The organism is Vibrio sp. R78045 (assembly GCF_042466085.1).
Lineage (GTDB): Bacteria > Pseudomonadota > Gammaproteobacteria > Enterobacterales > Vibrionaceae > Vibrio > Vibrio cyclitrophicus.
On sequence record NZ_JAXHBS010000011.1, the window covers coordinates 90,810 to 104,065 of the forward strand.

The 13,256-nt window shown below is 41.8% G+C and carries 15 protein-coding genes; 4 read left to right on the forward strand and 11 right to left on the reverse strand.

What is annotated here, in order from left to right:
- Window positions 1–11: 11 nt before the first annotated feature.
- From radC to SJY39_RS09520, 4 genes are all read right to left on the reverse strand, one after another.
- Complete coding sequence (radC, locus tag SJY39_RS09505; RefSeq protein WP_019820928.1) at window positions 12–530, reverse strand: DNA repair protein RadC; 519 nt, start codon at window positions 528–530, stop codon at window positions 12–14.
- A 4-nt stretch (window positions 531–534) separates the two neighbouring features.
- Window positions 535–1,191 (reverse strand): hypothetical protein, encoded by a 657-nt coding sequence (locus SJY39_RS09510; RefSeq protein ID WP_102333697.1) that lies wholly within the window; start codon window positions 1,189–1,191, stop codon window positions 535–537.
- Window positions 1,192–1,286: 95 nt separating this feature from the next.
- Complete coding sequence (locus tag SJY39_RS09515) at window positions 1,287–1,688, reverse strand: hypothetical protein (RefSeq protein WP_102333687.1); 402 nt, start codon at window positions 1,686–1,688, stop codon at window positions 1,287–1,289.
- A gap of 82 nt (window positions 1,689–1,770) precedes the next feature.
- Entirely contained in the window at window positions 1,771–1,944 is a 174-nt protein-coding gene (locus SJY39_RS09520) for a hypothetical protein (protein ID WP_164496852.1), read from the reverse strand.
- Window positions 1,945–2,242: 298 nt separating this feature from the next.
- Here SJY39_RS09520 and SJY39_RS09525 point away from each other — a divergent pair, with 298 nt between their 5' ends.
- A complete protein-coding gene (locus SJY39_RS09525; protein WP_102333698.1) occupies window positions 2,243–2,527 on the forward strand; it encodes a hypothetical protein in 285 nt (94 codons plus the stop codon).
- A gap of 529 nt (window positions 2,528–3,056) precedes the next feature.
- Window positions 3,057–3,722, forward strand: coding sequence for a hypothetical protein (locus SJY39_RS09530; RefSeq protein WP_102333700.1), 666 nt, complete (start codon window positions 3,057–3,059; stop codon window positions 3,720–3,722).
- Between the two features lie 149 nt (window positions 3,723–3,871).
- On the opposite strand, the gene SJY39_RS09535 is transcribed toward SJY39_RS09530, so the two are convergent.
- The 3 genes from SJY39_RS09535 to SJY39_RS09545 all read right to left on the reverse strand — a co-directional run bounded on the left by SJY39_RS09535 (window position 3,872) and on the right by SJY39_RS09545 (window position 5,618).
- Entirely contained in the window at window positions 3,872–4,024 is a 153-nt protein-coding gene (locus SJY39_RS09535; protein ID WP_162299052.1) for a hypothetical protein, read from the reverse strand.
- A gap of 10 nt (window positions 4,025–4,034) precedes the next feature.
- Entirely contained in the window at window positions 4,035–5,162 is a 1,128-nt protein-coding gene (locus tag SJY39_RS09540; protein WP_157938698.1) for a GGDEF domain-containing protein, read from the reverse strand.
- A gap of 252 nt (window positions 5,163–5,414) precedes the next feature.
- Window positions 5,415–5,618 (reverse strand): hypothetical protein, encoded by a 204-nt coding sequence (locus SJY39_RS09545; RefSeq protein WP_102333704.1) that lies wholly within the window; start codon window positions 5,616–5,618, stop codon window positions 5,415–5,417.
- Between the two features lie 68 nt (window positions 5,619–5,686).
- Here SJY39_RS09545 and SJY39_RS09550 point away from each other — a divergent pair, with 68 nt between their 5' ends.
- On the forward strand, window positions 5,687–6,523 hold the full coding sequence (locus SJY39_RS09550; RefSeq protein ID WP_102333702.1) for an alpha/beta fold hydrolase: 837 nt from the start codon (window positions 5,687–5,689) through the stop codon (window positions 6,521–6,523).
- Window positions 6,524–6,638: 115 nt separating this feature from the next.
- Here the strand turns inward: SJY39_RS09550 and SJY39_RS09555 are convergent, their stop codons facing one another.
- Window positions 6,639–7,529 carry a hypothetical protein gene (locus SJY39_RS09555; protein ID WP_102333703.1) on the reverse strand — a complete coding sequence of 297 codons (891 nt, stop codon included), beginning with the start codon at window positions 7,527–7,529 and terminating at the stop codon, window positions 6,639–6,641.
- 452 nt (window positions 7,530–7,981) lie between these two features.
- Window positions 7,982–9,454 (reverse strand): group II intron reverse transcriptase/maturase, encoded by a 1,473-nt coding sequence (gene ltrA / locus SJY39_RS09560; protein ID WP_016800697.1) that lies wholly within the window; start codon window positions 9,452–9,454, stop codon window positions 7,982–7,984.
- A gap of 314 nt (window positions 9,455–9,768) precedes the next feature.
- Here ltrA and SJY39_RS09565 point away from each other — a divergent pair, with 314 nt between their 5' ends.
- Window positions 9,769–10,809 carry an IS110 family transposase gene (locus tag SJY39_RS09565; RefSeq protein WP_102333785.1) on the forward strand — a complete coding sequence of 347 codons (1,041 nt, stop codon included), beginning with the start codon at window positions 9,769–9,771 and terminating at the stop codon, window positions 10,807–10,809.
- 757 nt (window positions 10,810–11,566) lie between these two features.
- On the opposite strand, the gene SJY39_RS09570 is transcribed toward SJY39_RS09565, so the two are convergent.
- Together SJY39_RS09570 and SJY39_RS09575 are read right to left on the reverse strand one after the other, a co-directional pair.
- Window positions 11,567–12,295 carry a Fic family protein gene (locus SJY39_RS09570; protein ID WP_102332568.1) on the reverse strand — a complete coding sequence of 243 codons (729 nt, stop codon included), beginning with the start codon at window positions 12,293–12,295 and terminating at the stop codon, window positions 11,567–11,569.
- Window positions 12,282–12,950 carry a type IV toxin-antitoxin system AbiEi family antitoxin domain-containing protein gene (locus tag SJY39_RS09575; protein WP_102332567.1) on the reverse strand — a complete coding sequence of 223 codons (669 nt, stop codon included), beginning with the start codon at window positions 12,948–12,950 and terminating at the stop codon, window positions 12,282–12,284. The genes SJY39_RS09570 and SJY39_RS09575 overlap by 14 nt, the downstream gene beginning before the upstream one ends.
- Between the last annotated feature and the right edge of the window lie 306 nt (window positions 12,951–13,256).

The window sequence follows — 13,256 nt, forward strand, 5'->3', positions numbered from 1 at the left end:
AATTGTAAAAGTTAAAGCCAGCCGCGCTCAGCAAACGAGGTGACGGTTTCACCGACCACAAAGTGGTCGAGGATGCGCACGTCAATCAGTGCCAGAGCATCCGACAATTGCCGTGTGATACGCCGGTCCGCCTGACTGGGCTCGCTGCATAGGCTAGGGTGGTTATGACATAAAATGACCGAGGTGGCATTCCAAAGTAGGGCGCGTTTCACGACCTCTCTGGGATAGACACTGGCCGAGTTAACGGTGCCATAAAACAAGATCTCAAACTCAATCAACTGGTGTTGGGTATTAAGAAAGAGCACGCCAAAGACTTCTCTATCCATCCCCTGCAGTAAACCACTGAGGGTGCGTTTCGTTTGCTCTGGGCTGTCTAAGGTGGCCCCGCGTGATAAACGGTCGATGGCGATGGCTTTTGCCATATCCAGCAGTTCATCGGGACTCACCGGCTCGGTGAGTTGGTAGTATTCGCCAGGGGCATCTTGCAGCTCTTGCAATTTTCCTTGGCCATAGGAGGATTGGTATCGCATATCATCACCAATCCATACTGGTCATCGGGAGCGCCGCCGGGTGCTCTGGCAAGTGATGAACGGCTTGACAAAACAGCCACCACTCGAAGGCGCTTTTTGGGTGACACACTAAGCGAAACGCTTGTTCATCCCCATATAGCCCGGTTATCGGCTCAACCGACATACGCGTAAGCGTTTGCATCAACCGCGTCTGTGACTCTGACAGTGCATCGAGTGGCGGCATTGAGTAAAAGGACTTTTCGCATCGGCGTGGGCAACGTGATAAAGGCTCGGCCTGTTTCAATTGCTGCTTAATGCGTTTTATCCAACTCTCGGCCGTACTCCAGCGTCCATTGGGTTTTAGACTGCCAGACTCGACGTCTTCTGACCAACGAATACCAAGGTAACGCACGGCATCAGACGCCGTCAGAAAACCATGGCAGGACCATTCGTCTCGTACGCGCTTGCCGTCATCATCAAACAAGTTGCTCTCACCAAACTCTCCGGTAAAAACAAACGTGTCAGTGCGAGGCAGTGTCAATCCTAAGTGTTTTTTCACATCGGAATGAAAAGCGTCAGTGACGTTAAGGCCTTGCTGCTCAAACCACGCTTTCGCGTCACTCATCAATGCGGTGATGGGGTAGTGCCACGCTTGCAGGGCATAACAGATTGAATAAGACATAGGGTGTGCTCCTAATAAAAAAAGGAGCACCCATGAAGGGAAGCCCCCTCATGGGTAAAGGTGGTGCAGAGCACCACCGTATTGACGGTCAATGATTATGCGTCGTGCACCTCGTCCTCTTTGGTCGTGATGATGAGCATAGGTTGATCGTGTCGGTCTCGCTCAATGCTCGCAATTAAGTCGAGTGAGCGGTTTACGTACAGGTTATCGAGACTGGGTGGTTGGCACACCGTAAAGGGCACCTGCGATTGAGCCGGTACTTTACGGGCGGCTCGCCGCGCCAGTTTCAGCAATTGAAGGGTAAGCTTCTCTTTGCTGCACTCAATGATAACGTCCGGCACATCAACCGCTTGAAAGTACGCTTGTTGACTGATGCCTGTGTACGGGAAGTAAAAGCCCGCGTCCTTGGCCGTGGATGTGATATCAATAAAGCCCGAAGGATCGAGGGCGTCATTAAGTACATAGTGACCAAATAGCGGTGGGGTAGTTTGACTCATAATCGCTCCTAATAAAAAGGAGCGACCCCTTTAGGAGAAAGCTCCTAAAAAGGTGAGTTGATTCGGCAAGATAGCTTGAGTGTTAACGTCTTTGGCGTGTGAACTTCATGCGAAGGATCGGCGCAGCGTTGCGTTGAAGCAGTGTCCAATGCGCAGCAAAAAACGTCATGGGTGCATGACTTTTCCAAACCAGCCAAAAGACCGATAGAAAGATGCCCCAAAAAACGAAGTTATCGAGTAGGGTTGTGTAGTCCATGTGTTTCTCCTGTTATAAAACAAGGAAACACTTGCCCAAAGGAAAGGTTTCCTATGGGTGGTGAGGGGTAGCTGATAGATTATCAGTATGCTTTCACTTCTTTAAAAAGAAGCCGCGACACGTTTCAGAGAGCCATTTAAGGGCGGTTAAACCCGTGTGCTTAATACTGTGCGTCAGTATTCAACGTTTGAAGTATTTAGGTTAAAAGAGGGCAGAAAGCGTGTCAACCACTTTGTGTTGGTGAAGGAGGTGGTGGTATTGTAAAAGTTTGCACGACTTTTCTAAGTAGGAATATAACGTGGGAATTGATGATCGTTTTATGGATGCATTAGAACTTGATATTGTTAAGACTCTTAATAGTCTTTTAGGTGTATCTTCAGAGCAAGATAAAAGGGTTTATGATTTAGCTGAAGCGGTAGTGATACAGTTAGTTAATGAACACTTTATTTCTCAGGAATCATTTTGTGGTGAACAGTGCCGAATCTGCGAGCTAAATGATGAATTAATTAACTTTCTTGAACCTAGACGGTTAGATAGAGTAATTGTTGAGTGTTGTAATTATGACGCACGCTTGATTGAGTAACCCATCAAGAGTGAAGTACATTAAGAGCTGAACACAAAATTACATTTTGTGTTGGTGGGGTCACAACTCTCTAACAATCCCAATCGAACTAAGCGTAATAAACTCTGGTGACGCGACATCATTACCCTGCCAATAACTTTGTGTGTTAAAACACCGCTTCCGTTCGTAGATCGTTACTTTAGCTGCATCATTGCTGGGTAAATCATTGGGCCTCTCAGCTATGGGATGAGTCTGACTAGAATTAGTCTGAGATTGCTGTTGGAAGAGAGCTAACAATATCCGTTTTAGAGTGCCCTTCATAACGGACCTTAATACTTTTTCTATGTATTCAGTGTTATAACTCAAATGAACCTCGCTTAATAGCTTGTTGTGCTTGCCAAAACAACAAATTGATGGTTTTGTGTTTAAAGGTGCGTAAATAACAGCTATGGAAATCAAGGGGTATGAAACTCCTTATAGTAGGGTATTAGTATAATTTAAGCCTAACTTTAACTTATTGAATTTATCAATTAGTTCTATGGAGAAAACTTTGAGTCAAAATAAAATGGTGAAATGTAAACATTGCCAAGCATTAGTGAAGCAAAAAAACATGCTTAAGCACATTTCTAAAACTCATAAAACCAGAAGTATCCCCACTGTAGCTAAAATAGTGAATAGATCACACGCAATTCAAAAAGTTGAGACGATTGTTAATTTTAATGCGTTTAAAAATAAGCTTTCGCTAATTAAACATCTAGGTCTAAATGGCCAGTTGAGATTGAACAAAAAAGAAAAACATGCCTTCGACCAGCTAATCATCGTTATCCATTCAACAAATGATATTACACACCTCAAAGGCTGTTTAATTAATATACTGAATTCAATAGATTTTGATAAAGCACATAAAAGATATCTAGCCAACGTAGCTCGAAAAAAAGAACTAAAACGTAAGAAAGCTAAGCAAAGTTTACTTCCGAAAAAACGCAAAAAATCACATCTAGAACCTTTAATGACCAAAAAACCAGATATCGAAGATGTGCTTAATTCAAGGAGAGACTTACCAGTCGTAGGGCTCGGTACAACCCCATCGACATCAATACAAAAAGTTAGAGCAAGTGAAGTTCTAATCGATAGGCATACAACGCCTGACAAAATTAAAGACAAGCATATATTGTATGCTGAAGGTTGGAGCTTAGAAGGGGCGTTTAGTAAATAATTAATAGACCCCTAGAACAAACAATAAAAGATGATAACGCTTAGTTTATTGCTTCAATGGCAAACTCCTCGATATTCATCCGTAACTCGCCATTTTCCTTGTCGTGCCTGTGAAACTGTCTGATACTTCAATGCGTTTCATTTCGATGTTCATGGTTGGTTCGAGTTTTTAAGGCGCGCTATGTCACTGGCGATGCGTTTACAACCTAAAAACAAAATGCCATCGTTACTGACCGTTAAGACAATCGGACTCGCAATCACCACCACTACGAGCAGCAAAGACTGCAGTATCGGCATCGCCATAAGTGGCTGTTCAGTCCGTTTGCTGGTTTAAGTTTACATAGCGGATTTTATCTTTCCCGGCCTTCTTCGCTTCATACATGCCTTTGTCTGCTATTGACAATGATCCGATCAAGTCTTGATGTTGTGTAGTCACATAAGCGACCCCAATACTACTACTTAGCTCATGTTTTTTATCTTGCAGAATTGGAAGCGTGTTATGACCAGTAATCGCAAGAACCTGCTCGGCAAGACGGCGGACCTTTGATTCATCAGACGCATCCCTAACAAAAATAGCAAATTCGTCTCCGCCTAAACGCCCTACGTCATACTCCCCAACAGAGGTCTCCCCCAATTCATGCTTTACAATATGAGCGAGGGTTTTCGCATATTCAGCTAAGACTACATCGCCAACATCATGCCCGTAGATATCATTGATGGACTTAAAGTTATCTAAATCAATATAGATGAGCGCCGTTTTTTCTGCTTGCCCCTCTTGAGTCGCATGATAAAGAAGAACCGAACGAAATGTAATACGGTTAGAAAGCATCGTTAACGAATCTAAATACGCTAAGGATGCGATGTCACTTTCATGCATGGTCAGGATTTGATGATCAGCTCGACCTTGGAAGAAAATAAGAATATGGCACATACCACTCAATGCGAACAGAGTCAGGGTCACTCTAAATGAAAGTATTTCACTGTACTCTACTCTGCTAAATCCATACTCAAACCCCATAAACAATATGGCAGAAGTGACCATAAGAAACACGGTATTTAAAATTAGGCCTATTCGAAAGGAGTTAATAAAAATACCGACTGCGGCTAATAAATAGCTCCATAAGAAACCATTAGATTCGTATCCACCTGAATACAAAAGCATCAGGGCTAAAGAGTAATTAATAATGGTTAACCCGATACGACCAGCTTCTTGATTTCTGTTCATAACAAAAACATTGACCGCAGTAGAACAGGAAAATAAGCCTAGGATGGTGCTGAGCAGTCGGTCATCACCAGAAGGGATACTGTTTAAAAATAGGGAGGTAAGGAAGAACAACTCAAAAATAGTGAAAGAGTTCACCATTAACTGCATTCGTTTATGTTTATCTTCAACAATATCGACAAGTTTATCTGCGACAAAATTATGAGTATTGATTGTCATCCTGATCACCGCTATTGGAGCAGAATTCTGTAAACAGATTTGCATTATTAAAGGAAGTTGCTTGGAAAAGGGAAAATCAACCTGTATGAACCCCGAACTCTTGTGGGCTGAAAGCGCAAAGCACGCATTGAAGAAAGCAAATGAAATGGTGTGTGATAAATCATGTCATCTTCGTTTTAAATAAAACCCAGCAGAGAGGTTATATTTTTGTTTGAACATCAAACCATTCAATAGACTGAGCAACAAGCAGGCTTATTCTTCCGTATTTTCGTTCATTTTATCACCCTCAAATGACACCAAACGAATAGACAGTACAGCACCAAAGTAGCGCAAGACTAACTCTGGATCTTGTGCACTACATGCCTTCCTTCCTAATATTTCGAGCAAGTCAGCCATAAAGTTTTTCATTGGCTGCTCAGCCTCTGCTAAATGCTGTTCTAAAATTTTGTTTTTCATTTTCCCTAGCCATTTCACTTTTTATCCATCATTTATAAGCCTCCATATAAACAAAGAGGATAAAGTAAATGGAAATCATCAAAACTTTTTTAAATAATAATCATTACCGTTATCGTTTCCAGCACTGTGATAACTCTGAACAGTACATAGTGTTTTTACTCGGGGCATTGCAAGATATTGAAAGTGTAAATTCGTTTTCCACGCACTTTGCCAATAAAATGAACTGTATCACCATTGAAATACCGGGCACTGGACACACCGAAAACCTTGAATCGACGATTAGCATTAAAGACCAAGCTACAATGTTACGAGAGTTTCTTCGTTATTTACGAGTGAGTTCAGCTCATATCATCGGCTTTTCTTATGCGACAGCTGTTGCTGTTGAGCTTTGCGATATCTGGCCACATGTTCGATCTATGTCTATTTGTGGCGGTGTACCAGGGATCCCCTCTTCTGGTCGTTTAGCGACAAAGAAAATGATTGCAGCTGCCATGAGTAGCCCAACTTGTTTCGCGAATTCTTTTACTGAATCGCTCACAGTTAACAATGACAGCATACCGAAAAATAAAGCGATCATAAGAGCGACAGTACGAAGCATTAAAGCCATGCCTCAAGAGCGCATTGACGTGTTTTTCGAGAACTCCGTTCGACTTTTAGTACACACTCCAAGCAATGTGGATAAAATCACAGCGCCCTGCACTATTTGTGTTGGTGAATATGACCCTTATGTAACTAAAGAAACAGCTACAAAGTTTGCGCAACAACTTCCTAACGGTCATTTAGTCATAATTAATAATGCTGACCACCTTGTTCATTTACAATATCCAGATACTGTGGCGCGTGCGATGCTCGCCCAAGTAGAAGCACAACTGACTCTGCACAAACAACTTGCAACGATTAACTAAGTAGCTAACATCATAAATAAGTAACTACCCTCATATTGTTGCTTGTTAGTTAGGTGCAATCAACCCAAGACAATGCGCTTTTTGGGTTGATTATTTTCACTCCCTGTAGGTATGTCTAATTATTAATGTATATCTTTGATAGACTTATCAGTATATCTACGGCGTGTTTTTTATTTTTATCGGCCACAAGGCTCAAAGCTTTGGTAGTTAACGCATCTCTGACATGTTGGAATTGACGTAATTGATGAAACTGAGGGAATTGGACCATTTCACTTGTAAAATTCACATGGGAATTAAGCTGAAAGCCTAACTTGACTCTAAATCCAATAGACACGGAAAAGTCTCGTGTTTTATTCACATCCTCTAAAGTTCTGTATTGGTATACAGATAACCCTAAAACACGGGAAATGACATCGATAGGAATATTATGCTCTAGTCGAAAACGCTTTACAGTGATCGCCGATGAACGATAGTAATCAATAGCAAAGGCATTCAGGTCTAAATCATCGGGCGGGAGTAATTGTTCATAACACGAAGGTAACGAGGTTGTTGAAAGTAACTCCTCACGAAACCCTTGAAAATCATTTAGGCCCTCCAAAGTCATAAGCTCTGTGATCATATCAATATAAAGATCAAACTGTTTTGTTGGTAAACGCCCAATGCAAAACAACGCGTTTACAGTGTGGCTATCCATACCACGGTAATTTTCTTTCACTTTTAACGCAAGATAAAAACTGGTCATAGGAACCATCATTACCCAAGACATAGCAGCCACCATATGAAGAGGGCGAATCGAGGTATAGCTTTGCTGCATATATCGTTTGAGTGTCGAGCCTTTAATGCCACTCACTCTTCTCTCTAAATCGTCAAAAGACAAGCCTTGCGCTCGACGAACAAGAGACAAAGATATCGCCATGTCAGTATCAATAGAAGCAAGTTTTACATCCAACATTTTGAGCTGGCTTTCAGTTAAATGCACTATAGAATCATTAAAGGGTTGCTCCATGGTTACCTCAAGGTGCTTTCAAAGATATTTCGCTCAACAGTCTGACTATATTAGCCCATTTCGCCTTTAAATATCTGAGTTGAGGGAGAATATTGTCCCAGAGCGCCTTACATTCCAATGTAAAAATTCACTTTCTTCGCATAAATATAGTAGCTTTACATGAGCTGTATTCGGATGCGAATTTGTTACAAATCCTGCAACTGCTAAGGGTTCCTCGGTAGTTTCTTGATGACCAATGTGCATGTTTTGCACATCAGCTAATTTGATGGCCAATACTATACCTTCTAAGACGTTTGGGGACTAAAAAGTACCACGGGTAAAATTCAGCCAATGAAGGTTTTGTCGGATAGGCGACACTCGTTGCCGAGTGCCACCCTCCTAAGAACCGTACGTGCAACTTTCACTGCATACGGCTCAAGCCTCCGCTAAGGCGTATTACGTTACCCAGCAACCTAGATAGCAGTCAAAGCAGGATCAAACCAAGAGTGACGGCTTTCCTTTTTCGGTTTCCTCTTTGCCAAGTAATCTTGGTGCTGAGGATCGAACGGTGTAGCCGCACTTCGGATCTTCACATGTCTTTTAATTGGCGTTTTCGCTATTTGAGCCAAGTTGTAGTGACAGTCCATATTCGCAATTTTCTGCCAACCATGAAATTGCCAACCACCACTTCTGTTCATGTAGTATTTGCGCCTTACCCAGTCTTTTGATTTAGTAGGATGGCGTCTTACCGCCCATCGCCACAGTAGCCAGAAGATTTGATGACCGAGATAACCGAAAGTACGTTTTGCAACGCAGTGGCGATAATAATTCGCCCAACCCTTCAGTTTAGGGTTCAATAGTCTGATAAGATCATTGACTGGCATTGTTGCGTGCTTCTTAATGAGTTCGCGCAAGTTTCCCAAGAAGGAGAGAACGTTAGTTTTACTCGGTTTGATGAGCAGTTTTCCTTTGTACTTCCTGAGGTTAAAGCCCAGAAAATCAAAGCCATCATCTATATGAGTAAGGTGCGTTTTCTCTTCAGAGAGTGCCAACCCTCTCTCTTTTAGAAAATCAATCAGTCGTGGTTTGACTTCGTTAACAAGAACATCTTTTGATGAACCCGTTATCACAAAATCATCCGCATAACCTATAAAGTTAACTCGTTCTCCCGATTTCTTAGCCACTTCTTTTACGAGTCTTTCTAAACCCGCAAGTGTCAGTAACATAAGCGTTGGGGAGATAATTCCGCCTTGCGGAGTTCCTTCCGAAGTTCGGTAGAACAAGCCCTTATCGATATAGCCTGAGCCTAACCACTGCTTCAGCATCCTTTTGTCTATTTGAACATGTTCAAGTAGCCATTCATGCCCGATCATGTCAAAGCAAGCCTTAATGTCACCCTCTAAAACCCAACGACCTGAACGCTTAAGACACAGGCATTTGAAGCATTGTTGAATTGCATCTGCCGTACTGCGGTTAGGGCGAAAACCGTAGCTATTTGGATCTGCTACTGTTTCCGAAATTGGCTCCAAAGCAAGCAGATACAACGCTTGTTGCGCTCTATCTATCATACATGGAATGCCTAGAGGTCTGAGTTTGCCATTCTTTTTCGGGATGTAGACGCGTCTGAGAGGTTTAGCTCGATAGCCTTTTCGATTCAATTGATTCACAGCGGTCATTCGACGAGCATCCGTATTCCAGATGACACCATCTATTCCAGGAGTGTTACTGCCTTTATTTTGGGACACTCGCTTCACAGCCAGTAATTTAGCTGCTCTGGAGTGCGTTAAGACCCACTGCAAAGCTTTTGCTTTACTGTGTTTTCCCTCTCGGGTTGCTTTTGCAATGCGCATTTGAAGCTTTAACACGTGCGACTCGACGGCTTTCCAATCGATGGATTGCCACTGAGTGCCATTAGGAGAGGCACTAACTTCTGATGAAGTCACCATTTGCGTTTCCCCTTGAATAAAGTTCTTCAAATCATCTTGCAACGGGAGACCAGTTAGAAGTCAGCTCGCTTTCGCGCCAGATGTAAACCTGTATCCACTTCATTACAAAGCGACATTTGCTTTTTCTAACCTCCTTTACCTGCACACCTATCGGCAATCTTCGCAGACTACTTTCCCAAAGGGAGATATACAGGCTTACCCTGTTCCGTATGTTGCGTACAATATCAGGTTAGATGCCCACTATAGATGTATGGACTCCTCTCCCCTCGGGGACTACGTTATAAATACACCTGTAAAAATAGTGGAGCTCAGATATGGAAGAGAATCTAATACTTGCCATCGACCTAGCGAAAAACTCATTTCAAGTTTGCTATATGAGAATCAATGGTGAAGTTCTCATGAACAAAGCTATCAGCCGTACTAGTTTGATCAGACTGCTAACTGGAAAGAAGAAGTTTTCTTTAGTGGTCATGGAGGCTTGTGGTGGTGCTCATTACTGGGCTCGCTTAGCGAAGAAAAATAATTATGAAGTTAAAGTCATCCCACCTCGTGCAGTTAAAGGTCTACAACTCAAACAGAAAACGGATAAGAATGATGCTTATGCGATAGGAGTTGCCGCTCTACTTCCTCATATATCTAGTTGCAGTCAGATGTCTGAAGAAGAGCAAGGACTACAGTGTTTGGATCGTGCTCGGGCATTACAGATAGCCCAACGAACAGCACTTAGTAATCAAATGCGTGGGTTCTTAATGGAATTTGGCATCGTTTTGCCCAAAGGAATAACTCCTTTAGCAAAACGGATCCCAGAAATATTAGAAGATGCAGAAAATGGGTTACCAGATTGTTTACGCCAAGTACTCGCATCTCAATCTGATTTATTAGCTATGTATACAGAACAAATAGAATACTACGACGGTTTAATTACAGAGCATGTCAGTCAAAATAAAATCTGTAAAAAGCTTAGTAAACTAGAAGGAGTTGGGCCAATCGTAGCATTAGGTCTAATGGTACGTTTAGGTAATGGTAAAGAATTTGTTCGAAGTCGAGATGCGTCTGCTTGTATAGGATTAACGCCTAAACAACACTCTACTGGCGGTAAAGAGCGTATAGGGCATATTTCTAAAAGTTGCGCAGATAAGCGTTTGAGAAGCCTCTTGTATCAAGGAGCAATGTCTATAGTGTACAAAGTTACACTTCGAGCACCAACAACAGAAAAAGAACGGTGGTTAAAATCTATGATAGAGCGACGTGGTAAGAAAATAGCTGCTATTGCTCTGGCAAATAAGACGGTTAGAACCGCCGTTGCACTCATAAAAAGTGATAGTGAGTATCACCCATTGGCGATTCAAGCATAAGTAGTGTCAATCAAATTTTAATTCAATGACTTGCATAAAATAAAGCGATAATACAACCAATGGAATTCAGATCCGCACAAAAGTACTTAGATACTGCGCTATAGACTCGGACCATTGGAGCGAACACATCAAAGGGCAGGAGTAGCTCTCCAATAAGAGCCCGTATATAAGTGCGCAACTATCGTTCTATTTTAAAAGGCATTGATTAAAACGAGGAGTCCATATAAGTGCGGAGAGTACAACGATCACGAAAGAGTACTGTCCAACTTCTTTCCGACTCTCATTGCCGTTTTGGCCACAGCGTATTAACCACTTCCGCTGCTTCATCGCATAACGCGCCTTACGTGGATTCACTTACGTTCATCATACTGACACCCTAGCACTTACCCGATTTGTGGTTATCAGGAAGAACGTCCTCTCACGATTCAGTTCCCACTCGGTTTAATAACCGAGTTTCGTTACATTGTCGGATTCGCTGCTTTATTCAGAATCCTAGGGTCATCTGGTGATACAGATGGTTCACTCTTATCGTGGTGAACAACGCTTCATACGACTTCAGGTCGCACGGACAGAAGCGAGTTAGAGGCTTTGCTAATTTAGCAAGATGCGGATAACTTTAGGTATTGGAAAGCCGCTTGGTAAGGCGGTCTACGGCAACTGGTAAAATTTTAGATAGAGGCAGGTTTGCTCAACAATCGGATTAAGCACTGGCTTCGTAGCGCTTAATCCTTATTTGTTATGGTGCACTTAGTAACAGCTATTCTACTCGATCTCGTTCCAATTTATACGCTAAATACTCTCGAGATACCTGTTCATCAGAATAATCGCCATCAACATTATTCGTTTCACCGACACCATCTAGTCCTTTTATACTTTTAATTGAACCGCCCCATGAATCCCGATTTCTAGATGAGCTTATAAATTGAGAAAGATATGCGTTTAAAGATTTATCTCTTGGCTTCTCAATCTCTTTACTCAAGGCAGTCAAGTATTCAAACTTCGTCGTTTTTTCCCACTCTATCGAGAAACCTGCTCGGTGACACAACTCAGTATGAATTAACAACATTGTACGACCATTTCCGTCTAGGAAAGGGTGACCATAGGCAAATAAGCCCATAACTTCACCCGGATTAGCCCGCAGGTACTCTTTGTCTTGACCTAACCGCAACCCGTAATCAATTGAAAGCTGTATTTCCATAGGGTGACAAAACTTAACGCCCGCTTTAGATATAGCTTTATCAGGCACTAACTCATTTCTATCCTTACCTGCCCATGGATAAATTTCTGAGAATAATATTCGATGAACCTCTAGGAAGTCACTGTATGCAATCTCGTCTCTTTTTGATAGGTATTCTAATGCGTCATCTAGACCAGCACGAAACATCGTATGCTCTAGTTCTCTAATTACATTAGGATCTTTTTCTTTGAACCTATTTTGTAAATAGCCGTTTTCCTCAAAGTCTAAAAAAGGGTCAAAGACTGGCATGACGTTCCCTTAGATAATTAACTGATAACGAAGCAACTTGTTGCATTGATAGCTTTCCAGCTCTTTTTAATGCAACTAGTAAGTCCTCAACTTGATCATGTTTAACCTCGTCTCCTGCCAATGAGGTCACCGAATCGGCAAATTGATCTATTGAACTGTATGTGTAAAAAACATTATGGAGCTTAGCCAGTGCTAACACGTACTCTCTAATATTTTTTTTCGGTATTCTCTCGACCGACTCCACATCACTGTTCTTATCACTCTGACTTTTCTTATGGCTTCTAAGTATGATTTTTATATCATTAAACTTCAAAACTCTTTCCGTACGCGAAGACTTTGTTTCAACAACGAAAGTGGACTTTGGTTTGGCGTTTTTTAGCTCTTTAGCTGCATTGCCGTACAATTGTATACCTAGCTTTTTCACAGTGTCTCTAACCACTTGATCTGCAGGAGCACAGGTTTTTACCTCTCCACCCATAAAATGAGCTTTTGCATAAAACCCTCGTGAAATTCTCAACAACTCGCCATTATCAACTAGCTTAGATAAAACGAAAGTAACTTGAGATTGACTACCAAGCAAAGCTAAGTCTGAACGTGAAAAAACTGCATCTTTACGATGTATTATCGATTGTCTAATACGAGTTTCAAGCTTCATAAAATGCACCTACTAAAACACACAACTTCATTTTAACAGCAACAGGAAGAACCATCAAATTAATAGATGTAAAACAATAATTTAAAGTAAAAACAAGCTCTTATAAACCGTCAAAAGTTGTAGTGAATCAGAACTGTGATTGTGTTGGCACATAACGCTTTACCTACGGTTCAAACCCGTACATCACCTTATAAAACCGGATGTATATCAACTCAAAGCTGCTCGAACTATCGATCATCAAGCTATGTACAAATCTGTATTAGAGTTTCGTATTAGGTTTAGTAATACTCCTCTATTGGAGGCCAA

What these genes read in the sequence shown, in the direction of transcription:
- radC (WP_019820928.1), bottom strand. Translation starts at nt 530, where the DNA reads ATGCGATACCAATCCTCCTATGGCCAAGGAAAATTGCAAGAGCTGCAA.
- SJY39_RS09510 (WP_102333697.1), bottom strand. Translation starts at nt 1,191, where the DNA reads ATGTCTTATTCAATCTGTTATGCCCTGCAAGCGTGGCACTACCCCATC.
- SJY39_RS09515 (WP_102333687.1), bottom strand. Translation starts at nt 1,688, where the DNA reads ATGAGTCAAACTACCCCACCGCTATTTGGTCACTATGTACTTAATGAC.
- SJY39_RS09520 (WP_164496852.1), bottom strand. Translation starts at nt 1,944, where the DNA reads ATGGACTACACAACCCTACTCGATAACTTCGTTTTTTGGGGCATCTTT.
- SJY39_RS09535 (WP_162299052.1), bottom strand. Translation starts at nt 4,024, where the DNA reads ATGGCGATGCCGATACTGCAGTCTTTGCTGCTCGTAGTGGTGGTGATT.
- SJY39_RS09540 (WP_157938698.1), bottom strand. Translation starts at nt 5,162, where the DNA reads ATGACAATCAATACTCATAATTTTGTCGCAGATAAACTTGTCGATATT.
- SJY39_RS09545 (WP_102333704.1), bottom strand. Translation starts at nt 5,618, where the DNA reads ATGAAAAACAAAATTTTAGAACAGCATTTAGCAGAGGCTGAGCAGCCA.
- SJY39_RS09550 (WP_102333702.1), top strand. Translation starts at nt 5,687, where the DNA reads ATGGAAATCATCAAAACTTTTTTAAATAATAATCATTACCGTTATCGT.
- SJY39_RS09555 (WP_102333703.1), bottom strand. Translation starts at nt 7,529, where the DNA reads ATGGAGCAACCCTTTAATGATTCTATAGTGCATTTAACTGAAAGCCAG.
- ltrA (WP_016800697.1), bottom strand. Translation starts at nt 9,454, where the DNA reads ATGGTGACTTCATCAGAAGTTAGTGCCTCTCCTAATGGCACTCAGTGG.
- SJY39_RS09565 (WP_102333785.1), top strand. Translation starts at nt 9,769, where the DNA reads ATGGAAGAGAATCTAATACTTGCCATCGACCTAGCGAAAAACTCATTT.
- SJY39_RS09570 (WP_102332568.1), bottom strand. Translation starts at nt 12,295, where the DNA reads ATGCCAGTCTTTGACCCTTTTTTAGACTTTGAGGAAAACGGCTATTTA.
- SJY39_RS09575 (WP_102332567.1), bottom strand. Translation starts at nt 12,950, where the DNA reads ATGAAGCTTGAAACTCGTATTAGACAATCGATAATACATCGTAAAGAT.